Here is a 22465-nt window from a genome sequence, read left to right on the forward strand (position 1 = left end):
CCGGGGAACCCGAGATGAGCAACACGACCACAGAGACACCGGCACCGATACGCGCGGCAGCGGAGGCCTCCGAGGTCGAGCTGCTCATCGGCGGGATGACCTGCGCCTCCTGCGCGGCCCGCGTCGAGAAGAAGCTCAACCGCATGGACGGCGTCACCGCCACGGTGAACTTCGCGACGGAGAAGGCGAAGGTCACCTACCCCGCGGGCATCGAGGTCGGCGATCTGATCGCGACCGTGGTGAAGACGGGATACACGGCCGAGGAGCCGCCTCCGCCGCAGCCGGAGCCCGCCGAGGAGGAGGCAACCGAGGACCCGGAACTGGCCTCCTACCGGCAGCGCTTCACCGTCTCCGCCCTGCTCGCACTCCCCGTCGTGCTGCTGTCGATGATCCCGGCCCTGCAGTTCGACGACTGGCAGTGGCTGGCGCTCACGCTCGCCGCTCCTGTCGTCGTCTGGGGCGGCCTGCCGTTCCACCGCGCCGCCTTGACCAACGCCCGGCACGGCGCCGCCACCATGGACACGCTGGTCTCGGTCGGCACGCTGGCCGCGTTCGGCTGGTCGCTGTGGGCGCTGTTCCTCGGCGACGCGGGCATGCCGGGCATGCACGACGAGTTCAGGTTCACGGTCTCGCGCATGGACGGGGCCTCCACGATCTACCTCGAGGTCGCCGCCGGCGTCGTCGCCTTCATCCTGCTCGGCCGCTATCTGGAGGCCCGCTCCAAGCGGCGTGCGGGAGCGGCGCTCAGGGCGCTGATGGAGCTGGGCGCCAAAGACGTGTGCGTCCTGCGGGACGGCCGTGAGGTGCGCGTCCCCGTGTCGCAACTGGCCGTCGGCGACCGTTTCGTCGTACGCCCCGGCGAGAAGATCGCGACCGACGGCACCGTCGTCGAGGGCGCGTCGGCGGTGGACGCGTCGATGCTGACGGGTGAGTCGGTGCCGGTGGACGTGGGCGTGGGCGATGCCGTCACCGGGGCCACGGTCAACGCCGGCGGGCGGCTGGTCGTCGAGGCCACCCGGGTCGGCGCCGACACCCAGCTCGCACGGATGGCGAAGCTGGTGGAGGACGCGCAGAACGGCAAGGCCGAGGTGCAGCGGCTCGCCGACCGGATCTCTGCGGTCTTCGTGCCCGTCGTCATGCTGATCGCCCTCGGCACGTTCGGGGTGTGGCTCGGCGTCACGGGCGACACCGTGGCCGCGTTCACCGCGGCCGTCGCGGTCCTGATCATCGCCTGCCCGTGCGCGCTGGGCCTGGCCACCCCGACCGCGCTGATGGTCGGCACGGGGCGTGGCGCCCAGCTCGGCATCCTCATCAAGGGCCCGGAGGTCCTGGAGTCCACGCGCCGCGTCGACACCGTCGTACTCGACAAGACCGGAACGGTCACCACCGGCCGGATGACCCTGCACGAGGTGTACGCCGTCGCCGGCACCGACGAGCAGGAGGTGCTGCGGCTCGCGGGAGCCGTCGAGCACGCCTCCGAGCACCCCGTGGCCCGGGCGATCGCCCTGGGCGCCGAGGAGCGGGTCGGGCGGCTTCCCGGGGTCGAGGAGTTCCAGAACGTGCCCGGGCGGGGTGTACGCGGCCGTGTGGAGGGCCGCGAGGTCGCCGTCGGGCGGCTCCTCGAAGGGCTCCCCGAGGAACTGGCCCGCGCCAGGACCGAGGCCGAGAGCGATGGCCGTACGGCCGTCGTGGTCGGCTGGGACGGAGTGGCACGCGGTGTCGTCGCCGTCGCCGACGCGGTCAAGGAGACCAGCGCTCAGGCGGTGCGCGAGCTGCGCACGCTGGGGCTCACGCCGGTGCTGCTGACCGGGGACAACCGGGCGGTCGCGGAGGCGGTGGCGCGCGAGGTCGGGATCGACCAGGTGATCGCGGAGGTGCTGCCCGAGGACAAGGTGGCGGCCGTGCGGCGACTGCAGGCCGAGGGACGGACGGTCGCCATGGTCGGCGACGGCGTCAACGACGCGGCCGCGCTGGCCACCGCCGATCTGGGCCTGGCGATGGGGACCGGGACGGACGCGGCGATCGAGGCGGGCGATCTGACGCTGGTGCGGGGGGATCTGCGGGTGGCCGCGGACGCCATCCGGCTCTCCCGCAGGACCCTGGCCACCATCAAGGGCAACCTGGTGTGGGCCTTCGGGTACAACGTGGCCGCGTTGCCGCTGGCCGCCGCCGGGCTGCTGAATCCGATGATCGCCGGGGCCGCGATGGCCTTCTCGTCGGTGTTCGTGGTGACGAACAGCCTCCGGCTGCGGACGTTCCGCTGAACCGCGGCGAAGTTACCGACGGTTAGCCGAAGTCGAGGTGAGAGCACCTCTGGAGTCCGGCGCCAGCCTCACATAAGCTCTTCACAAGGCTCGCGCATCATCCTTACGCTTGGGCACCGATCGATGTATCGGGGCTCTTGCGTATCTAACGGACAAATGCAAGAGACGCAGATCACAGTGATGTGAACGTAACCATCGAAGGGGTTCGAAGGTCTAAGTTGGCGATGTCAGGCAGCGTCTTGGGGGGCGTTTCCTGGCATCTGGGGATGTCTTGGGGGACTTCCTCAGAGTTGCGTTGCCGGGGCCACGTACACCGGGGTGCTTTGAGCGGCCCTCCCGAGCGTGCGTTGTCCCGGCAGACCGCACAACCATGAGTACGGCGAGTTTCGCTCATTCTGCTCAACGCTCGCCGCACTCGACAGTTGGACAGCGATTCAGGCGCTGGCTTCACAGACGCCCGGCCGGATCCCGTGGGGGGAATCCGCACCGGGACATGGGAAGGCGCCCTGGACGTCGGCCCGTGGGGGGACCGGCGCCAGGGCGCCTTCTTCTTTGGTTCAACCTCTTGGCGCCGGCTCGCTGAAGCACCCCAAGGGGCACGGGGCTGTGTCGATATGCGGCTCCGCCGCGCGGGCGCGACCAACCACAACGGACCGGCAGTCGCGCACACGCTTCGGTGACGAGCCCCCACCTAGGCGAGCGACTCCCCCACCGGCAGAGCTCAGCGCTCCTCGACCGGGACGAAGTCCCGCTCCACCACGCCCGTGTAGATCTGGCGCGGGCGGCCGATGCGGGAGCCCGGCTCCTTGATCATCTCGTGCCACTGGGCGATCCAGCCCGGGAGGCGGCCGAGGGCGAACAGGACCGTGAACATCTCGGTCGGGAAGCCCATGGCGCGGTAGATCAGGCCGGTGTAGAAGTCCACGTTCGGGTAGAGATTGCGCTGGACGAAGTAGTCGTCCGAGAGCGCGTGCTCCTCCAGCTTGAGCGCGATGTCCAGCAGCTCGTCGGACTTGCCGAGTGCCGAGAGGACGTCGTGCGCCGCCGCCTTGATGATCTTCGCGCGCGGGTCGAAGGACTTGTACACCCGGTGGCCGAAGCCCATCAGGCGGACGCCGTCCTCCTTGTTCTTCACCTTGCGGATGAAGGAGTCGACATCGCCGCCGTTGGCCTGGATGCCCTCGAGCATCTCCAGGACGGACTGGTTGGCGCCGCCGTGCAGCGGGCCCCACAAGGCGTTGATGCCGGCCGAGATCGACGCGAACATGTTCGCCTGCGAGGAGCCGACCAGGCGGACCGTGGACGTCGAACAGTTCTGCTCGTGGTCCGCGTGCAGGATCAGCAGCTTGTCCAGGGCGGCGACGACGACCGGGTCGAGGTCGTACTCCTGCGCCGGGACCGAGAAGGTCATGCGCAGGAAGTTCTCGACGTAGCCGAGGTCGTTGCGCGGGTAGACGAACGGGTGGCCGATCGACTTCTTGTACGCGTACGCCGCGATCGTCGGAAGCTTGGCGAGCAGGCGGATCGTCGAGAGGTTGCGCTGCTTCTCGTCGAACGGGTTGTGGCTGTCCTGGTAGAACGTGGACAGCGCCGAGACGACCGAGGACAGCATGGCCATCGGGTGGGCGTCGCGCGGGAAGCCCTTGTAGAAGTTCTTGACGTCCTCGTGCAGCAGGGTGTGCTGCGTGATGTCGTTCTTGAACACCGAGAGCTCGTCGACGGTCGGGAGCTCGCCGTTGATCAGCAGGTAGGCGACCTCCAGGAAGGTGGAGCGCTCCGCCAGCTGCTCGATCGGGTAGCCGCGGTACCGGAGGATGCCCGCCTCGCCGTCGAGGTAGGTGATGGCGGATTTATAGGCGGCGGTGTTGCCGTAACCGCTGTCCAGCGTCACCAGACCGGTCTGGGCGCGGAGCTTCCCGATGTCGAAGCCCTTGTCGCCGACGGTGCTGTCGATCACCGGGTAGGTGTACTCGCCGTCGCCGTACCGCAGTACTACAGAGTTGTCGCTCACGTCTTCCCTCACCGACGTAGTGCCTCATCTTCGAGGTTGCCCTGACTGTCTCTACCATCCCCCAATTGGCTCAGGAGAGTGCACTCGGGGTCGACCATCGGGCCTATTGACGGCACTGAGTGCCGCCAACTTGCTCATCCTGCCCCCTTGATTCCCCATCCGGAAGTGCTATGTGACCTTCACGACTCATTTGATCGATCATTTTTCGTGATGCCTGTCTCAAACCCGACTCGGCGGGGCCGCACAGGGGTCGCGGGGGCCTCTCACAGAGGTCTCGGCGAGAGCCGGAAGTCGAGTGCCGTGCAGCGCCGCCCCGCCGACACCGTGCGCACCGCCTGGCCGATCGCCTTGCGCGAACCGACCAGGACGACCAGCTTCTTGGCCCGGGTCACCGCCGTGTACAGCAGGTTCCGCTGCAGCATCATCCAGGCTCCGGTGGTGACCGGGATCACCACGGCGGGATATTCACTCCCCTGGGAGCGGTGAATGGTGACCGCGTACGCGTGGGCCAGCTCGTCCAGTTCGTCGAACTCGTACGGAACCTCCTCGTCCTCGTCCGTCAGCACCGTCAGCCGCTGGTCGACCGGGTCGAGCGAGGTGACCACGCCGACGGTGCCGTTGAAGACACCGTTCTTGCCCTTCTCGTAATTGTTGCGAATCTGGGTGACCTTGTCGCCGACCCGGAAGACCCGGCCGCCGAACCGCTTCTCCGGCACCTCGGGGCGGCCCGGGGTGATGGCCTGCTGGAGCAGGCCGTTGAGCGTGCCGGCGCCGGCCGGGCCGCGGTGCATGGGCGCGAGGACCTGCACGTCCCGGCGCGGGTCGAGTCCGAACTTGGCCGGAATTCGACGGGCGGCCACGTCCACGGTGAGCCGCCCGGCCTCCTCCGTGTCGTCCTCGACGAAGAGGAAGAAGTCCTTCATGCCGTCGGTGACCGGGTGGTGCCCGGCGTTGATCCGGTGCGCGTTCGTCACCACCCCCGACTGCTGGGCCTGGCGGAACACGCGCGTGAGGCGCACGGCGGGGATCGGGCTGCCGTCGGCGAGCAGGTCGCGGAGCACCTCGCCGGCGCCCACGCTGGGCAGTTGGTCCACGTCCCCGACGAAGAGGAGGTGGGCGCCCGGCGGGATGGCCTTCACCAGTTTGTTGGCGAGCAGCAGATCCAGCATGGAGGCCTCGTCGACGACCACCAGGTCCGCGTCGAGCGGGCGGTCCTTGTCGTATGCCGCGTCACCGCCGGGCTTCAGCTCCAGCAGCCGGTGGACGGTGGAGGCCTCGGCTCCGGTGAGCTCGGCCAGGCGCTTGGCGGCGCGGCCGGTGGGGGCGGCCAGGACGACCTTCGCCTTCTTGGCTCGGGCCAGCTCCACGATCGAGCGGACCGTGAAGGACTTGCCGCAGCCGGGGCCGCCGGTCAGCACGGCGACCTTCTTGGTCAGCGCCAGCTTGACGGCGGCCTCCTGCTCGGGAGCGAGGTCCGCGCCCGTACGGTCCTTCAGCCAGGCCAGTGCCTTGTCCCAGGCCACGTCGTGGAAGCCGGGCATCCGGTCCTCGTCGGTGCGCAGCAGACGCAACAGCTGGGCGGAGAGGGAGAGTTCGGCGCGGTGGAAGGGGACGAGGTACACGGCCGTCACCGGCTCCCCGCCGTCCGGTCCTGGCACCTTCTCCCGTACGACACCGGGGTCCTCACCGTCCTCGGGCGGCTGGGCGAGTTCGGCGAGGCACTCGATGACCAGGCCGGTGTCGACCTGGAGCAGCTTCACCGCGTCGGCGATCAACCGTTCCTCGGGGAGGTAGCAGTTGCCCTGGTCGGTGGCCTGCGACAGCGCGTACTGCAGGCCTGCCTTCACGCGCTCCGGGCTGTCGTGCGGGATGCCGACGGACTGGGCGATCTTGTCGGCGGTCAGGAAGCCGATGCCCCAGACGTCGGCCGCGAGGCGGTACGGCTGGTTCTTGACGACGGAGATCGAGGCGTCGCCGTACTTCTTGTAGATGCGCACGGCGATGGAGGTGGACACCTCGACGGTCTGGAGGAAGAGCATGACCTCCTTGATCGCCTTCTGCTCCTCCCAGGCATCCGCGATCTTCTTCGTCCGCTTCGGGCCGAGACCGGGCACCTCGATGAGGCGCTTCGGCTCCTCCTCGATGATCTGCAGGGTGTCCAGGCCGAAATGCTGGGTGATGCGGTCGGCGAAGACGGGCCCGATGCCCTTGACGAGCCCCGAGCCGAGATAGCGGCGGATGCCCTGGACGGTGGCCGGGAGCACCGTCGTGTAGTTCTCGACGGTGAACTGCTTGCCGTACTGGGGGTGGGAGCCCCAACGGCCCTCCATGCGCAGTGATTCGCCGACCTGGGCGCCGAGCAGCGCGCCGACGACCGTGAGCAGGTCGCCGGCTCCTCTGCCGGTGTCGACCCGGGCGACCGTGTAGCCGTTCTCCTCGTTGGCGTACGTGATCCGCTCCAGGACGCCTTCGAGCACGGCCAGTCGCCGCTCCCCCGGCTGTGCCGGGTTCTCCGCCAGATTGGACATGATCCGACGCTACCGCCCGGCACCGACAGCCGGGTCCGGCCGTCCAGTCGCTCACCCGACGCTGAACCTGACGCAGTCGTCCTGCGCGCCGCGCCCGGTTCCGAGCTGGATCCCGCCGGCCTCGACGCTTGCGCTTCCGTCCGTGCACACCTTGCCTTCCACCTCCTGGGCCGAGGCCGGACTGCTGCCGACCAGGACTGCGGAGAGGATCGCGACGACGGACAGGGTGAGGATGGTCAGCCGGTGCCGCATGTAGGGCATGGGAGCCTCGCTTCATCGCTGTGCGGATGGGCCGGTGACTGAACACTCTCCGGGCGGAACGCGCGGGAAACGAGGCACCAGGAGCACTGCCAGGGAGTGCGGCCCGGCCCGCCCGCCCCCACCCCTTCGGCTCGGCGCGCGAGCCGACCGCTCATCACGATCCGGTCTCGGGACATGGTTGAGGGCTTGATTAACACTGGTGTAATCGATTCCAATCCTCCGTACACGTCGATGTAATCGATTCCACGACCGTCGACCATACGAACGATCCACAAGGAGGTGGAGCGGCGATGGCGAGCATCAAGGACGTCGCTGCCGAGGCGGGCGTCTCCGTCGCCACGGTCTCGCGCGTCCTGAACGACCATCCGTCGGTCAGCGCGGACGCACGCACGCGCGTGCTGGCCGCCGTCGAGGCGCTGGGCTACCGCCCGAACGCCGTCGCCCGTTCCCTGCGCACCGACCAGACCCACACCCTCGGCCTGGTCATCAGCGACGTGATGAACCCCTACTTCACCGAACTGGCCCGCTGTGTCGAGGAGGAGGCCCGCGCGCTCGGCTACAGCGTCATCATCGGCAACGCCGACGAGCGGCCCGACCTGCAGGACCATCACGTACGGAACCTGCTGGACCGCCGTATCGACGGACTGCTGGTCTCCCCCACCGACGGCGGCTCGCCGCTGATGCTGGACGCCGCGCGGGCGGGGACGCCGATGGTGTTCGTGGACCGGTGGATCCCGGGCGTCGACGTGCCGGTGGTGCGGGCGGACGGGCGGGCCGCCGTACGCGATCTCGTCGCGCATCTGCACGGGCTGGGGCACCGCAGGCTGGCCATCATCTCGGGCCCCGCGGCCACCACCACCGGACGGGAGCGCGTGGAGGCCTTCCGGCAGGCGCTCGGCGCGTACGGGCTCGACCTTCCCGAGGCCTACATCGGGCAGGGCGACTTCCAGGCCGAGAGCGGGCGACGGGTCACCGAGGGCTTCCTCGACCTGCCCGAGCCGCCCGAGGTCGTGTTCGCCGCCGACAACCTGATGGCGCTCGGTGCGCTGGACGCCGTACGCGCGCGTGGCTTGCGCGTTCCCGAGGACCTCGCGCTGGCCGCCTTCGACGACATCCCGTGGTTCGTGCACACCGATCCGCCGATCACCGCGGTCGCCCAGCCCACGGGCGAGCTGGGCCGGGCCGCCGTACGGGCCCTGGTCGACCGCATCGAGGGGCGGCCCGCACGGTCCGTCACCCTCGCCGCCCGTCTCGTCGTACGCCGCTCGTGCGGCGAAGACCCCGCCGAGAACCCCGTAACGAACAGGAGCCAGTCGTGAGCAACCCGGACGAGTTGCTGCGCATCGAGGGCATACGGAAGACCTTCCCGGGCGTGGTCGCGCTGGACGGCGTCGACTTCGATCTGCGCCGGGGCGAGGTGCATGTGCTGCTCGGTGAGAACGGCGCGGGCAAGAGCACGCTGATCAAGATGCTCTCCGGTGCCTACACCCCCGACGCCGGGCGGATCCTGGTCGGCGGCGAGGAGGTGCGCATCCATGGTGCGCAGGACTCCGAGCGCCTCGGGATCGCCACCATCTACCAGGAGTTCAACCTCGTCCCCGACCTGACGGTCGCCGAGAACATCTTCCTGGGGCGGCAGCCGCGCCGCTTCGGGATGATCGACCGCAGGACGATGGAGGCGGACGCCGAAGTCCTCCTCGCGCGCGTGGGCGTGAACGTGTCGCCACGCGCGCGTGTACGCGAACTCGGCATCGCGCGCCTCCAGATGGTCGAGATCGCGAAGGCGCTGAGCCTGGACGCCCGCGTGCTGATCATGGACGAGCCGACCGCCGTGCTCACCTCCGAGGAGGTCGAGAAGCTCTTCGCGATCGTGCGCAAGCTGCGCGAGGACGGCGTCGGGATCGTCTTCATCACGCATCACCTGGAGGAGATCGCCGCGCTGGGCGACCGCGTCACCGTGATCCGGGACGGGAAGAGCGTCGGGGAGGTCCCCGCCGTCACGCCCGAGGACGAGCTCGTACGCCTCATGGTGGGCCGTTCGATCGAGCAGCAGTACCCGCGTGAACGGGCCGACGCGGGCGCCGCGTTGCTGACCGTGGAGGGCCTCACGCGTGACGGCGTCTTCCACGACGTCGGCTTCCAGGTGCACGCCGGTGAGGTCGTCGGTATCGCGGGCCTCGTCGGAGCGGGCCGTACGGAGGTGGTGCGCGCCGTGTTCGGCGCCGACCCGTACGACAAGGGGGCCGTGAAGGTCGCCGGGGCCGAGGTGCGGCGGGGCGACGTCAACGCCGCCATGGCGGCCGGGATCGGTCTGATCCCCGAGGACCGCAAGGGCCAGGGCCTGGTCCTGGACGCGTCGGTCGAGGAGAACCTCGGCCTGGTGACGCTGCGGAAGGCCACGCGCGCGGGGCTCGTCGATCTCAAGGGGCAGCGCGAGGCCGCCGCCCGGGTCGCGGGGCAGCTCGGGGTGCGGATGGCCGGACTCGGCCAGCAGGTGCGGACGTTGTCCGGCGGCAACCAGCAGAAGGTCGTCATCGGCAAGTGGCTCCTCGCCGACACCAAGGTGCTGATCCTCGACGAGCCGACGCGCGGCATCGACGTCGGCGCCAAGGTCGAGATCTACCAGCTGATCAACGAACTCACGGCCGCGGGCGCCGCCGTACTGATGATCTCCAGCGATCTCCCGGAGGTCCTCGGCATGAGCGACCGGGTGCTGGTGATGGCCCAGGGCCGGATCGCGGGCGAACTCGCGGCCGAGGAAGCCACCCAGGACGCCGTCATGGCACTCGCCGTAAGCAACCCCACCAACCAGAAGACCGGAACGGAGGCCTCCCGTGGCCACTGACACGCTCAAGAGCGCGACGGGCGCGAGTGGCGCAACGGGCGGCCTGCGCCGCCTCCTGCTCGACAACGGCGCGCTGACCGCACTGATCGTCCTCGTCATCGCCATGTCGGCACTGTCCGGCGACTTCATGACGACCGACAACCTGCTGAACGTCGGCGTCCAGGCGGCCGTCACCGCCATCCTCGCCTTCGGCGTCACCTTCGTGATCGTCTCGGCGGGCATCGACCTGTCGGTGGGCTCGGTGGCCGCCCTGTCCGCCACCGTGCTCGCCTGGAGCGCCACTTCACAGGGCCTCCCCGTCGCCGTGGCCGTACTTCTGGCGGTCGCGACGGGCATCGCCTGCGGCCTGGTCAACGGCTTCCTGATCTCGTACGGCAAGCTGCCGCCGTTCATCGCGACGCTCGCCATGCTGTCGGTGGGCCGCGGTCTGTCCCTGGTGATCTCGCAGGGCTCCCCCATCGCCTTCCCCGGCTCGGTCTCGCACCTCGGCGACACGCTCGGCGGATGGCTGCCGGTGCCGGTGCTGGTCATGGTCGTCATGGGCCTGATCACGGAGTTCGTCCTGGGCCGGACGTACATCGGCCGCTCGATGTACGCGATCGGCGGCAACGAGGAGGCGGCGCGTCTGTCGGGCCTGCGCGTGAAGAGGCAGAAGCTCGCGATCTACGCCTTCTCCGGGCTGTTCGCGGCGGCCGCGGGCATCGTGCTCGCCGCCCGGCTGTCCTCCGCGCAGCCGCAGGCCGCGCAGGGCTACGAGCTGGACGCCATCGCGGCGGTCGTCATCGGCGGCGCCTCACTGGCCGGCGGTACGGGCAAGGCGTCCGGCACGCTGATCGGTGCGCTGATCCTGGCGGTGCTGCGCAACGGCCTCAACCTCCTGTCCGTGTCCGCCTTCTGGCAGCAGGTCGTCATCGGCGTCGTGATCGCGCTGGCGGTGCTGCTCGACACGGTGCGGCGCAAGGCGGGGGCGACTCCGGTGGCGGCCGGTGCGTCCGGCGGCGGCAAGGGGAAGCAGGCCGCGACGTACGTGCTCGCCGCCGTGGTCGCGGCGGCCGTCGTCGGAGCCATGTCCTTCCTGCACAGCGGCTCGTCGGCGGCGAAGGACCAGAAGATCGGTCTGGCCCTGTCGACCCTCAACAACCCCTTCTTCGTGCAGATACGCGCCGGGGCGCAGGAAGAGGCGAAGAAGCTGGGCGTCGACCTGACCGTCACCGACGCGCAGAACGACGCCTCCCAGCAGGCCAACCAGCTGCAGAACTTCACCAGCGAGGGCCTCGGCACGATCATCGTCAACGCGGTGGACTCCGACGCGGTGACGCCGGCGGCGAAGGCCGTCAACAAGTCGGGCATCCCGCTCGTCGCCGTCGACCGGGCCGTCAACAACGCGGACACCGCCGCCCTCGTCGCCTCCGACAACGTCACCGGCGGCAGGCTCGCCGCCAAGTCCCTCGCGGACCGGCTCGGCGGCAAGGGCACCATCGTGGTGCTGCAGGGCCAGGCGGGCACCTCCGCCAGCCGTGAGCGCGGGGCCGGTTTCACCGAGGGTCTCAAGGCCTACCCGGGCATCAGGGTCGTGGCCGAGCAGCCCGCCGACTGGGACCGTACGAAAGGCCTGGACGTGATGACGAACCTCCTGCAGGCCCACCCCGACATCGACGGCGTCTTCGCCGAGAACGACGAGATGGCACTGGGCGCGATCAAGGCCCTGGGCGGCAAGGCCGGCAAGTCGGTCGCCGTCATCGGCTTCGACGGCACCCCGGACGGCCTCAGCGCCGTCAAGGCGGGCACGCTTTACGCGTCGGTGGCCCAGCAGCCGACGGAACTCGGCAGAATCGCGGTACAGAACGCAGTGCGGGTCGCCGAGGGCAAGAAGGTCACGAAATCGGTGATGGTGCCGGTGAAGGTGGTCACGAAGGAGAACGTGGCCGGCTTCAGCGGCTGACGACGCGACCGGCAAAGGGGAATGGGCGGGCGGTCGTTGCCACCAGGGTGCCGGGGGTTGCTCGGGTGGCTGCCCGGTGGCGACGACGGCCCGCCTCACGTCATCTCTCGTCATCTCTCAGGGGAGTCATTCGATGTACGACTACGACCTGCTGGTCGTGGGATCCGCCAACGCCGACCTGGTGATCGGCGTCGAGCGGCGGCCGGGCGCCGGCGAGACGGTGCTCGGCTCCGACCTGGCCGTCCACCCGGGCGGCAAGGGCGCGAACCAGGCCGTCGCCGCCGCCCGCCTCGGGGCCCGTACGGTCCTGCTGGCCCGGGTCGGCGACGACTCGTACGGCAGGCTGCTCCTCGACTCGCAGCGGGCGGCCGGCGTCGACACGGTGGGCGTGCTGGTGGGCGGGGCGCCGACGGGGGTCGCGCTCATCACCGTCGACCCTTCCGGGGACAACAGCATCGTGGTGTCGCCGGGCGCGAACGGCCGGCTGACCCCCGAGGACGTCCGGACCGCCGCGAGCCTGTTCCTGGCCTCTCGGGTGGTCTCGACGCAACTGGAGATCCCGCTGGAGTCCGTAGTGGAGGTCGTACGGAACCTGGCGCCGGACAACCGCTTCGTACTGAACCCGTCCCCGCCGCGGCCGCTGCCGCCCGAGGTGCTCGCGGTCTGCGACCCGCTGATCGTCAACGAGCACGAGGCGAAGGTCGTCCTCGGCGACGCATACGTCTCGGACCGCCCGGAGGACTGGGCGCGCCTGCTGCTCGCCAAGGGCCCGCGCTCGGTCGTGGTCACCCTGGGCGCGGAGGGTGCGCTGGTGGCTTCGTCGGCGGGGGTGACGCGGGTGCCTGCGGTGAAGGTGGACGCGGTGGACACGACGGGTGCAGGCGACGCGTTCACGGCGGCGCTGGCATTCCGGCTGGGGTCGGGGGCGTCTCTCGCGGAGGCCGCGGCGTACGCGGCCCGGGTCGGTGCGGCCGCCGTCACCAAGGAGGGCGCGCAGGTGTCGTTCCCGACGGCCGAGGAGGTCGAGGCCCTGTGAAGAAGGCGGGAATCCTGAACCGTCATCTCTCCGGCGCCCTCGCCGAACTGGGCCACGGGGACGGGGTGCTGGTGTGCGACGCGGGCATGCCGATACCGGACGGGCCGCGGGTGGTCGACCTCGCCTTCCGGGCCGGGGTGCCGTCCTTCGCCGTGGTGCTGGACGGCCTGCTGGCCGAGCTGGTGGTGGAGGGGGCCACGGCTGCGAAGGAGGTGCGTGAGGCGAATCCGGCGGCCGCCGGCCTGCTGGAGAGCGAGTTCCCCGATCTGGAGCTGGTCCCGCACGAGCAGCTCAAGGAACTGTCGGCCGGAGCGCGGCTGATCGTGCGCACCGGGGAGGCACGGCCGTACGCGAATGTGCTGCTGAGATGCGGGGTCTTCTTCTGATCCCGCCCTTTGCTCCCACCCCGTCGGGATGCGGACGAAATTCGAGGGGGCCCGGTCGGTCGACCGGGCCCCCTCGGCTTTTCCCCTCCGACATCAGAACCCCCGCGATCCCCCCAGATCCCCCTCCGAGAAGTCCTGATGCCAAGTACGACCCGCGGGGTGGGGGGAGGGTTGCACGGTGTCTTGAGATTTTTTCGGATGACCGGCATCCGGCCAGTCGGCGGGGGTGTTCCCGCTGGTCGGCGGAGTGAGTGCCTCCGGGAGTCGCGCTGGGATGGAGGTGCGGTTCAAGACCGCGCGCCGGACCCCGACCGACATCGAACAGCTGACCGCACACAGGAGACTCGAATGAGACACCGGACGACTCTGCCCTGGCTTGCTGCCGTGGCCTGCGTCGCGACCGCCTGCAGCAGCACGACCGGCACCGCCCCGGCCTCTCCCGCGACGACGTCCGCCGCTGCCCGCTCGTCTTCGGCCTCCGAGGAGCGGAACAAGTCGCTCGTGCTGCGCCTGTACTCGGAGGCGTTCAATCAGAACAGGACCGCCACGGTGAAGGAGCTCGTCGCCACCGACTACGTGCAGCACGACAAGTCCGTGCCCGGCGGAGCCCAGGGGCAGATCACGGAGTTCGAGAACCTCAAGGCGAAGATCCCCGGTGCCGTGGCGACCGTCAAGCACGTGGCCGCCGACGGTGACCTGGTGGCCGTGCACTGGCAGGCGTCGGCCACCCCGGCGAACGAGGCGACCGGCGAAGCCAAGGCCGACCTGTACCGGGTCAGCAACGGCAAGCTGGTCGAGCACTGGGGCATCACGCAGACGGTACCGGCGAAGACGGCCAACGGGAACTCCCTGTTCAGCGACGTGTACCGGTACCCGAAGGGGGCACCGGCCCTGACCGAGGCGCAGGAGGAGAAGAACCGGAAGTTCGCGGTCGAGGCCTACCGCAAGCTCTCCGACGGTGACGTGAACGTACTCCGCACGAGCTGGGATCCGCGGTACTACCAGCACAACCCGGCGATCGCGAACGGAACAGACGCGCTGAAGCGGCTGCTGCAGCAGGGCACGCGGAGCACCCCCTCTCCCGGCAGCGCTTCCCAGGCAAGCACCCGGTTCGGCAACACCCTTGCCGACCGGGACCTGGTGTGGGTCTTCAGCTCCGACTACACCGTCGCGGACATCTTCCGGGTGGTCGACGGGAAGATCATCGAGCACTGGGACATCGTCGCCGACGGGCAGTAGCCGCCCGGCGAGTCCTGCCGCCGTTCCCCCTTCGCCGGGCAACCTGCGGTCGAGTTCCCGTATGGGGGTTCTGTGCAGCCGTCCTACGAAGGTTCCGTGCAGTCTTCGGGCGGGGGCCGGTACGTCCACCGGGTCCGTCTGCACCCGGTGATAGGTTCGAATACGTGATGTCTGCGGGGGCCTTGAGTCGTGCAGCGGCCGATGGGTCCGCAGTTGTTCTGAGTCGCGTCACCCTGGTCGGGGAGCGGCGTCGGGTCGATCTCGTGTTGCCGGCTCGGGAGCCGGTCGGGGTCCTGTTGCCCGAGATTCTGCGGGTGCTGGACGACCGGGTCGGTGCGCGGCCCGAGTTGCGGCAGCTCGTGACGGCGGACGGGTCCGCCCTCGGTCATGACGGCAGTCTTGAGTCCGCCGGGATCCGCGACGGTGCCGTGCTGCGGCTCGTGCCGGCCGAGGGTGCTTCGTCCGCGCCCGCCATGCATGACGTGAGGGACGAGGTCGCCGAAGATCCCGGTGGGCGGGCGTGGCGGTGGGGGCCCGAGTCGCGGCGCGTCGTCGCCGGGGCCGCGACCGTGGGGTGGGCCGGTGCGGGCGGGGTGTTCGCGTGGAGTGCCTACGACGCGTCCGTCGTCGCGGCTGCGCTGCTCGTGCTCGCTGCCGTCACCGCTCTTGTCGGGGCCCTGTTGGGGCGTGGCAGGCGGCAGGGCGCGATCGCCGGCCCATTGATCTGCACGGCCGGGGTGCTCGGTGCCCTCGGGGTTTCCGCGCTCGCCGACGGCCTCCACTGGTCCGGTGCACTGCAGGCGGGTGGCCCGGCCGCGGTGGGTGCGGTGACGCTCGTACTGCTGGGCCTCTTCACTCGGCTGGGGCGCGCTGGGCTGGTCGGCGCGGGTGCTGTCGCCGGCGCCGTCCTCGGCTGGGAGGGCGTCGTCGCCCTGCAGTCGGGGGCAGGGACCGCCGGGCAGCAGGCACGGGTGGGGGCGCTGGTCGCCGTCGTCTCCGTCGTCGCCCTCGGTGTGCTGCCGAGGCTCGGCCTCACGGCCTCCGGTTTGTCCGGGCTCGACGGCCGACGAGCCGGGGGGATTTCCGTGACCCGGTACCAGGCGTCCGCGGCGCTGGCGGCCGCCCATCGCGGACTGGTGCTCGCCACCGTCACCGTCGCCGTGTCGGCGACCGCGGCGGGGGTGTGGGCGCTGCGTGCGCCCGGCGTGTGGACCGTGCTGCTCTCCGCCCTCACCGCAGTCGTGGTGGCCCTGCGGGCACGGGCTTTCCCGCTGGTCGCCGAGGTTGTGGTGCTGCTGGCGGGCGCCGCCGTGGTGGCCGTACGGCTGTTGGCGGTGTGGGTGGAGCGGTCCGGAACAGCGGGTCCCGCCCTGGTCGTGCTCGCGACGCTGGCCGTGCTGCCGCTCGCCGGGCTCTTCGTACGGCCCGCCGAGCACGTGCGGGTACGACTGCGGCGGGCGGGAGACCTGCTCGAGTCCGTCGGTGTCATCGCCCTCCTTCCGCTGCTCATCGGGGTCTTCGGCGTGTACGGGCGGCTGCTCGGCACCTTCGCTTAGGGGACGGGACGGCATGGTTCACGGGGAACAGGAGCGGGCGCAGGAGCGGCACGGCGACGACGACGATGACTGGCGGCGCGATGCGCTGTTCCAGCTCGGGCAGGCGGAGCCGCAGCCGACTTCGGCGCCCTCGGGCGAACCCGTCGTAGCGGCGGACCCGGCTCCTGCCGGACCCGGCGGCGAGCCCACCCTGCGGCTCGTGCACTCGGCGCAGGACGAGGTGCTGGTCCTCGGCGCGGGACAGATCGCCCCCGCGGCCGGCCCCATGCCTCCTGCGACCACCGCTCCCGCTCCGCAGCACAGCCCGGCCCCGCCCCAGCCCCCCGCGGCCGTCGTCCCCCCGCTTCCCGCGGCCGCCCCCACCGCACCCGTCACGGCCCCCGGGCCGACGGTCGCCGTCCCCGCGCCCGCCGCCCCTTCGGCGCCGGCCCGCCCCTCCTCCACCCCCGAGAGCCTCCCCACTCTCGACCCCCGCCTCGCGCTCGCCCTCGGCCGCCCCCACCACGGCGATTCACTCGCCCACCGCACCGGCCGTACCCTGCGTCGGCTGGCCACCTCTGTCTCGCAGGACGTGGCCGAACAGACGCGGATCGCACGGGAGTTGCAGCAGCCGGTGGCCACCGGGCGGGTCATCGCCGTGACCTCCATCCGCGGGGGCGTGGGCAAGTCGACCGTCGCCGCGCTGCTCGGCCGTACCTTCAACCACTACCGGCACGACCCGGTGCTCACGCTGGAGGCGGACGCCGCGCTGGGCACGCTTCCGGTGCGGATGGGCGCGGAGTCGGTGCGATGGTCGTGCGCCGACCTCGCCCGGATTCTGACGCCGGCCATGCAACTGACCCATGTGACCGGGTACTTGGTGCCCGTGGCCGACGGCGGCTGGCTGCTGCCCGGGAGCCAGGGCAAGGTCGGCGCCCCCTTGGACGTACGGACGTACCGCACCGTGACGCTCGCCCTGCGGCGCTACTTCTCCGTGACGGTCGTCGACTGCGAGACGCTGCCCGGCGACGTCGCCCGGACGGCGATGGACACCGCCCACGCCCGGGTGGTCGTCGCGCCCATGACCGCGGAGGGTGTCGGCGGGACCCGCCAAGTCCTCGACTGGCTCGGACAGTTGCCGCACTCCGCGCTCTCGACCACCGTGGTGGCCCTCACCGCGAGTTCGCCCGACATGATCCTCGACGTGAAGGCTGCCACCGCTCACCTGAAGGAGACGGGCGTTCCCGTCGTCGTCCTGCCGTACGACCGGCATCTGGCCGGCGGCGGCCCCATCCGCACGGATCTGCTCGGCCGGGCCGCCCAGGACTCGGCCATGCAGCTGGCGGCCGAGGCCCTGCACCGGGCCGTGCGCGCGCAATGAACCATGCCGTGCCCCACCCCGGATCGGACGGGGTGGGGCAGGGCCGCCTACCGGGTCATGTGTGTTCGACGAAGCGCCGCGCCGTCTCCGCCAGCACTTCCCGGCCGTCCCGGGCCCACAGCCCGTCGTTGAAGAGCTCGACCTCGATGGGGCCGGTGTAGCCGGCCTCCTCCACGTACCCCTTCCACTCCCGCATGTCGATCGAGCCGTCCCCGATCTGTCCGCGGCCGGTGAGCACGCCCTCGGGCAACGGCGTGGTCCAGTCGGCGAGTTGGAAGGTGTGGATACGGCCGCCCGCACCCGCGCGGGCGATCTGTGCGGGCGCGCTGTCGTCCCACCAGATGTGGTACGTGTCGACGGTGACGCCGACCTGGTGGGCCGGGAAGCGTTCCGCGAGGTCGAGCGCCTGGCTGAGCGTCGAGACCACGCAGCGGTCGGCGGCGTACATCGGGTGGAGCGGCTCGATGGCCAGGCGTACGCCGTGCTGCTCCGCGTACGGGCCGAGCTCCCCCAGCGCGTCGGCGATCCGCTCCCTCGCGCCGTGCAGGTCCTTCGAACCCGTCGGCAGGCCGCCGGAGACCAGCACCAGCGTGTCGGTCCCCAGGGTCGCCGCCTCGTCGATCGCACGCCGGTTGTCGTCCAGGGCGGCCGCGCGCTCGGCCGGGTCGATCGCCGTGAAGAAGCCGCCGCGGCAGAGGGTGGTGACGGTCAGACCCGCGTCGCGGATCAGCTTCGCCGTCGCCTCCACGCCGTGGGACCGGACCGGTTCGCGCCACAGGCCCACGCCCGGTACGCCCAGCTCCAGGCAGGCGTCGACCAGTTCGGGGATCGACAGCTGCTTCACCGTCATCTGGTTGATGGAGAAGCGGGAGAGGTCGCCGGTCGTCACTGGGTCACTCCGTACAGGGCGAGAAGGTTCTTCATCCGTTCCTCCGCCAGCTTCGGGTCCGGGAACAGACCCAGGCCGTCGGCGAGTTCGTAGGCGCGGGCGAGGTGCGGGAGGGAGCGGGCCGACTGGAGGCCGCCGACCATGGTGAAGTGCGACTGGTGGCCGGCCAGCCAGGCGAGGAACACCACGCCCGTCTTGTAGAAGCGGGTCGGGGTCTGGAAGAGGTGGCGGGAGAGCTCGACGGTCGGGTCGAGCAGGCCACGGAAGCCCGCCACATCACCCGTGTCCAGGACCCGGACCGCCTGGGCCGCCAGCGGGCCCAGCGGGTCGAAGATGCCGAGCAGGGCGTGACTGAAGCCCTTCTCGTCGCCCGCGATCAGCTCGGGGTAGTTGAAGTCGTCGCCCGTGTAGCAGCGGACGCCCTGCGGCAGCCGGCGGCGGATGTCGATCTCCCGCTGGGCGTCCAGCAGGGAGACCTTGATGCCCTCCACCTTGTCCGGGTGCGCGGCGATGACGTCCAGGAAGGTGTCGGTGGCCGCGTCCAGGTCGGACGAGCCCCAGTAGCCCTCCAGCGCCGGGTCGAACATCGGGCCGAGCCAGTGCAGGATCACCGGCTCGGACGCCTGGCGCAGGAGGTGGCCGTAGACGTCGAGGTAGTCCTCGGGGCCGTTCGCGGCCGCCGCGAGCGCGCGGGACGCCATCAGGATGGCCTGCGCGCCGGACTCCTCCACGAGGGCGAGCTGCTCCTCGTAGGCCGTCCGGACCTCCACGAGAGACCCGGCGGTGATCTGGTCCGTGCCGACGCCGCAGGCGATACGGCCGCCGACCGCCTTGGCCTCGGCGGCACTGCGGCGGATCAGCTCGGCCGCACCCGCCCAGTCCAGGCCCATGCCGCGCTGGGCGGTGTCCATCGCCTCGGCGACCCCGAGCCCGTGGGACCACAGATGGCGGCGGAAGGCGAGGGTGGCATCCCAGTCGACGGCGGCGGGCGAGTCGGGCGACACATCGGCGTACGGGTCGGCGACGACGTGTGCCGCCGAGAAGACCGTACGAGAGGTGAAGGGCGCGCCGGGAGTGACGGCGAGGGGCTCGGGGCGGGGCTCGTACGCCCTCAACCCGCCCTTGAAGTCCGGGAGTTGGATGGTCACAGCGCGATCTCCGGTACGTCGACGCGGACGCCCTGGGCCGAGGACTTCAGGCCGAGCTCGGCGAGCTGGACGCCGCGGGCGCCGGCGAGGAGGTCCCAGTGGTAGTCGGCACCGGCGTAGACGTGCTTGAGGAACAGCTCCCACTGGGCCTTGAAGCCGTTGTCGAACTCGTCGTTGTCGGGGATCTCCTGCCACTGGTCGCGGAAGGAGTAGGTGGCCGGGATGTCGGGGTTCCAGACCGGCTTGGGGGTCATGCTGCGGTGCTGGACGCGGCAGTTGCGCAGGCCGGCGACGGCGGATCCCTCGGTGCCGTCCACCTGGAACTCGACGAGTTCGTCGCGGTTGACACGGACGGCCCAGCTGGAGTTGATCTGGGCGATCGCGCCGCCGTCGAGCTCGAAGATGCCGTAGGCGGCGTCGTCGGCGGTGGCGTCGTAGGGCTTGTCGTTCTCGTCCCAGCGCTGCGGGATGTGGGTGGCGACGAGGGCCTGGACGGACTTCACGCGGCCGAACAGCTCGTGGAGCACGTACTCCCAGTGCGGGAACATGTCGACGACGATGCCGCCGCCGTCCTCGGCGCGGTAGTTCCAGGACGGGCGCTGGGCGGTCTGCCAGTCGCCCTCGAAGACCCAGTAGCCGAACTCTCCGCGGATGGAGAGGATCCGGCCGAAGAAGCCGCCGTCGATGAGGCGCTTGAGCTTCAGCAGGCCCGGGAGGAAGAGCTTGTCCTGGACGACGCCGTGCTTGATCCCGGCGGCGTTCGCGAGGCGCGCCAGCTCCAGGGCGCCCTCCAGGCCGGTCGCGGTCGGCTTCTCGGTGTAGATGTGCTTGCCCGCGGCGATCGCCTTCTTGATCGCCTCCTCGCGGGCCGAGGTCACCTGGGCGTCGAAGTAGATGTCGACGGTCGGGTCCGCAAGGACCGCGTCGAGGTCGGTCGAGATGTGCTGCGGGTCCAGAGCGTGCTGCTCGGCGAGCGCCTTGAGCGCGTGCTCGCGGCGGCCGACCAGGACCGGCTCCGGCCACAGCACCGTGCCGTCGCCGAGGTCGAGGCCCCCCTGTTCGCGGATGGCCAGGATGGAGCGGACCAGGTGCTGGCGGTAGCCCATGCGCCCGGTCACGCCGTTCATGGCGATACGCACCGTCTTGCGTGTCACGTCATTCCCTTCGCAGGCGTCGTACACAGCGTCGTACGCGGGTGGTGTGCGCCGCGTCGGCCCCACTCATGAGCGTCACAGCAAGCGCTTTCTATACAAGGAGAAGTTAGCCTCTGTGCGGTGGTCCGGACAAGACCGTGACCGCTTCGAGTTGTTCGAGGGGACGAACAGTGGGGGGTTCTGGCCGTAAGGTCTGCTCGACGTGCTCGGAACCGGGGGCCTGGGGCGGCCTGTCTACGAGGACGTACGCCGAGGTACGGACGTATGACGAGGTACGAGAGATGCGCGACGAAATGCGCGACCGGAGGACGACGAGATGACGGTGACCCTGGCGGACGTGGCGGCCCGCGCGCAGGTCTCGCCCGCGACGGTGTCGCGCGTGCTGAACGGGAACTATCCCGTCGCCGCCTCCACCCGTGAGCGGGTGCTGAAGGCGGTCGACGAGCTGGACTACGTGCTGAACGGGCCGGCCAGCGCGCTGGCGGCGGCGACTTCCGATCTGGTCGGAATTCTCGTCAACGACATCGCCGACCCCTTCTTCGGGATCATGGCGAGCGCGATCCAGTCGGAGATCGGGGGGCCGGGCGGCCGGGCCGGCGGTGAGCGCCTTGCGGTCGTCTGCAACACGGGGGGTTCGCCGGAGCGTGAGCTGACGTATCTGACCCTGCTGCAGCGGCAGCGGGCGGCAGCGGTCGTGCTGACCGGCGGCGCGATGGAGAACGAGCCGCACGCGGCGGCCGTCGCGGCGAAGCTGCGGAAGCTGACGGACGCGGGGACGCGGGTGGTGCTGTGCGGGCGGCCGCAGGCGGAGGGCACCGGGGCGATCGCGCTGGCCTTCGACAACCGCGGGGGCGGGCAGCAGCTGACCGAGCACCTGATCGGGCTCGGGCACCGGCGGCTGGGCTATATCGCGGGCCCCGAGGAGCGGACGACGACGCGGCACCGTCTTGAGGGGCACCGGGCGGCGCTGGCCGCGGCGGGGATCGAGGAGGATCCGCGCGCGACGGTGTGGGGGCGCTACGACCGGACCTCCGGGTACGAGGCGACGCTGGAGCTGCTGCGCCGGGACCCGTCCCTCACCGCGGTCGTCGCGGCGAACGACTCCGTCGCGCTCGGGGCGTGCGCCGCGCTGCGGGAGTCGGGGCGGCGGATTCCCGAGGACGTGTCGGTCGCCGGGTTCGACGATCTGCCGTTCAGTGTCGATGCGGTGCCTGCGCTGACGACGGTGCGGTTGCCGCTGGCGGAGGCGGGGGCCCGGGCCGGGCGGATCGCCATGGGGCGGGAGGAGCCGCCGCCGGGGGGGATGGCTACGGTTCAGGGGGAGCTGATGGTGCGGGGGTCTTCCGGGGTGCCGCGGGGCTGAGGGCGCCGTCGCGTGGATCGGCACGCGGAGTTGTCGTTGCCGTCGGCTGGGGGCTTGCAGCCTCCAGACCCCCGCTTACGGCCCTGAAGGGGCCCTGTCCTCAAACGCCGGACGGGCTGAGAAGGCCAGCCCATGGTGTTTCCCTTGCCCGATGGGCTGCCGAGCGGGCGGTTCGAGTCCCGTGGTGCTGTTGAGGTGTGGGTGTCCGAGGAACTGCCCGACGACATCGTGGAGTTGTGGCCTCGGCTGATGAAGTCGGCCGAGGCGACCGGCATGTATCCGCATCTCTGCTGGCCCGACGACCCCTTCTTCGTCCAGGAAGGCCGTCGCGGGGATCCGTGAGCTACGGGCCGCTCCCGGCGGCGACCTGGCGATGATGGGCAGCCCCACCCTCGTGCGGACCCTGATCGGCGAGGGACTGGTGGACGAACTGCGGCTAGCGCGTACCGGCCGGTCGCCGACGAAGGGTAGCCACGGGGGTGC

17 protein-coding genes and 1 pseudogene are annotated in these 22465 nt (G+C 70.7%); 12 read left to right on the forward strand and 6 right to left on the reverse strand.

Annotated features, from left to right (window positions below):
• Positions 1-14: 14 nt before the first annotated feature.
• Positions 15-2264: a heavy metal translocating P-type ATPase gene (locus ACWDAG_RS19980; protein ID WP_450696915.1), complete on the forward strand. Its 2250-nt coding sequence runs from the start codon at positions 15-17 to the stop codon at positions 2262-2264.
• Between the two features lie 721 nt (positions 2265-2985).
• Here the strand turns inward: ACWDAG_RS19980 and ACWDAG_RS19985 are convergent.
• From ACWDAG_RS19985 to ACWDAG_RS19995, 3 genes are all read right to left on the reverse strand, one after another.
• Complete coding sequence (locus ACWDAG_RS19985) at positions 2986-4275, reverse strand: citrate synthase (protein WP_030934849.1); 1290 nt, start codon at positions 4273-4275, stop codon at positions 2986-2988.
• Between the two features lie 263 nt (positions 4276-4538).
• Positions 4539-6803 carry an SF1B family DNA helicase RecD2 gene (gene recD2 / locus ACWDAG_RS19990; protein WP_450696916.1) on the reverse strand — a complete coding sequence of 755 codons (2265 nt, stop codon included), beginning with the start codon at positions 6801-6803 and terminating at the stop codon, positions 4539-4541.
• Positions 6804-6854: 51 nt separating this feature from the next.
• Positions 6855-7064, reverse strand: a complete 210-nt coding sequence (locus ACWDAG_RS19995; RefSeq protein WP_450696917.1) for a hypothetical protein — start codon at positions 7062-7064, stop codon at positions 6855-6857.
• A gap of 290 nt (positions 7065-7354) precedes the next feature.
• Between ACWDAG_RS19995 and ACWDAG_RS20000 the strand changes: the two genes are divergently transcribed.
• From ACWDAG_RS20000 to ACWDAG_RS20035, 8 genes are all read left to right on the forward strand, one after another.
• Entirely contained in the window at positions 7355-8383 is a 1029-nt protein-coding gene (locus ACWDAG_RS20000; RefSeq protein WP_450696918.1) for a LacI family DNA-binding transcriptional regulator, read from the forward strand.
• Entirely contained in the window at positions 8380-9909 is a 1530-nt protein-coding gene (locus ACWDAG_RS20005; protein WP_450696919.1) for a sugar ABC transporter ATP-binding protein, read from the forward strand. Before ACWDAG_RS20000 ends, ACWDAG_RS20005 begins: the two co-directional genes overlap by 4 nt.
• Positions 9899-11851, forward strand: coding sequence for an ABC transporter permease/substrate-binding protein (locus ACWDAG_RS20010; protein ID WP_450696920.1), 1953 nt, complete (start codon positions 9899-9901; stop codon positions 11849-11851). The genes ACWDAG_RS20005 and ACWDAG_RS20010 overlap by 11 nt, the downstream gene beginning before the upstream one ends.
• 133 nt (positions 11852-11984) lie before the next feature.
• Positions 11985-12887 carry a ribokinase gene (locus ACWDAG_RS20015; protein ID WP_450696921.1) on the forward strand — a complete coding sequence of 301 codons (903 nt, stop codon included), beginning with the start codon at positions 11985-11987 and terminating at the stop codon, positions 12885-12887.
• Entirely contained in the window at positions 12884-13273 is a 390-nt protein-coding gene (gene rbsD, locus ACWDAG_RS20020) for a D-ribose pyranase (protein ID WP_450696922.1), read from the forward strand. Before ACWDAG_RS20015 ends, rbsD begins: the two co-directional genes overlap by 4 nt.
• A 348-nt stretch (positions 13274-13621) precedes the next feature.
• On the forward strand, positions 13622-14512 hold the full coding sequence (locus tag ACWDAG_RS20025) for a nuclear transport factor 2 family protein (RefSeq protein WP_450696923.1): 891 nt from the start codon (positions 13622-13624) through the stop codon (positions 14510-14512).
• 167 nt (positions 14513-14679) lie between these two features.
• Positions 14680-16068 carry a type VII secretion integral membrane protein EccD gene (eccD, locus tag ACWDAG_RS20030; protein WP_450696924.1) on the forward strand — a complete coding sequence of 463 codons (1389 nt, stop codon included), beginning with the start codon at positions 14680-14682 and terminating at the stop codon, positions 16066-16068.
• A 13-nt stretch (positions 16069-16081) separates the two neighbouring features.
• The gene (locus tag ACWDAG_RS20035; RefSeq protein ID WP_450696925.1) at positions 16082-17428 is read left to right on the forward strand and encodes a hypothetical protein; all 1347 of its coding nucleotides are present in this window, start codon (positions 16082-16084) and stop codon (positions 17426-17428) included.
• A gap of 55 nt (positions 17429-17483) precedes the next feature.
• Here the strand turns inward: ACWDAG_RS20035 and ACWDAG_RS20040 are convergent, their stop codons facing one another.
• The 3 genes from ACWDAG_RS20040 to ACWDAG_RS20050 are packed head-to-tail and all read right to left on the reverse strand — an operon-like array spanning position 17484 to position 20619.
• Positions 17484-18278 carry a sugar phosphate isomerase/epimerase family protein gene (locus tag ACWDAG_RS20040; protein WP_450697062.1) on the reverse strand — a complete coding sequence of 265 codons (795 nt, stop codon included), beginning with the start codon at positions 18276-18278 and terminating at the stop codon, positions 17484-17486.
• Between the two features lie 35 nt (positions 18279-18313).
• Complete coding sequence (locus tag ACWDAG_RS20045) at positions 18314-19465, reverse strand: dihydrodipicolinate synthase family protein (protein WP_450696926.1); 1152 nt, start codon at positions 19463-19465, stop codon at positions 18314-18316.
• Positions 19462-20619, reverse strand: a complete 1158-nt coding sequence (locus ACWDAG_RS20050) for a Gfo/Idh/MocA family protein (protein ID WP_450696927.1) — start codon at positions 20617-20619, stop codon at positions 19462-19464. Before ACWDAG_RS20050 ends, ACWDAG_RS20045 begins: the two co-directional genes overlap by 4 nt.
• Before the next feature lie 316 nt (positions 20620-20935).
• On the opposite strand from ACWDAG_RS20050, the gene ACWDAG_RS20055 reads away from it, so the two are divergent.
• From ACWDAG_RS20055 to ACWDAG_RS20065, 3 genes and pseudogenes are all read left to right on the forward strand, one after another.
• Complete coding sequence (locus tag ACWDAG_RS20055; protein WP_450696928.1) at positions 20936-21982, forward strand: LacI family DNA-binding transcriptional regulator; 1047 nt, start codon at positions 20936-20938, stop codon at positions 21980-21982.
• 132 nt (positions 21983-22114) lie between these two features.
• A complete protein-coding gene (locus ACWDAG_RS20060) occupies positions 22115-22324 on the forward strand; it encodes a hypothetical protein (RefSeq protein WP_450696929.1) in 210 nt (69 codons plus the stop codon).
• Positions 22302-22421: pseudogene (locus ACWDAG_RS20065) on the forward strand (dihydrofolate reductase family protein); the annotation flags it as partial. The gene ACWDAG_RS20060 and the pseudogene ACWDAG_RS20065, both read left to right, overlap by 23 nt.
• Positions 22422-22465: the final 44 nt, after the last annotated feature.

The organism is Streptomyces sp. NPDC001157 (assembly GCF_053598255.1).

Coding starts and splice junctions, on each gene's coding strand:
- ACWDAG_RS20060 (WP_450696929.1), top strand. CDS start 22,115: ATGGTGTTTCCCTTGCCCGATGGGCTGCCGAGCGGGCGGTTCGAGTCC.
- ACWDAG_RS20055 (WP_450696928.1), top strand. CDS start 20,936: ATGACGGTGACCCTGGCGGACGTGGCGGCCCGCGCGCAGGTCTCGCCC.
- ACWDAG_RS19995 (WP_450696917.1), bottom strand. CDS start 7,064: ATGCCCTACATGCGGCACCGGCTGACCATCCTCACCCTGTCCGTCGTC.
- ACWDAG_RS20000 (WP_450696918.1), top strand. CDS start 7,355: ATGGCGAGCATCAAGGACGTCGCTGCCGAGGCGGGCGTCTCCGTCGCC.
- ACWDAG_RS20015 (WP_450696921.1), top strand. CDS start 11,985: ATGTACGACTACGACCTGCTGGTCGTGGGATCCGCCAACGCCGACCTG.
- ACWDAG_RS20035 (WP_450696925.1), top strand. CDS start 16,082: ATGGTTCACGGGGAACAGGAGCGGGCGCAGGAGCGGCACGGCGACGAC.
- ACWDAG_RS20040 (WP_450697062.1), bottom strand. CDS start 18,278: ATGACGGTGAAGCAGCTGTCGATCCCCGAACTGGTCGACGCCTGCCTG.
- eccD (WP_450696924.1), top strand. CDS start 14,680: ATGTCTGCGGGGGCCTTGAGTCGTGCAGCGGCCGATGGGTCCGCAGTT.
- ACWDAG_RS20025 (WP_450696923.1), top strand. CDS start 13,622: ATGAGACACCGGACGACTCTGCCCTGGCTTGCTGCCGTGGCCTGCGTC.
- recD2 (WP_450696916.1), bottom strand. CDS start 6,803: ATGTCCAATCTGGCGGAGAACCCGGCACAGCCGGGGGAGCGGCGACTG.
- ACWDAG_RS19980 (WP_450696915.1), top strand. CDS start 15: ATGAGCAACACGACCACAGAGACACCGGCACCGATACGCGCGGCAGCG.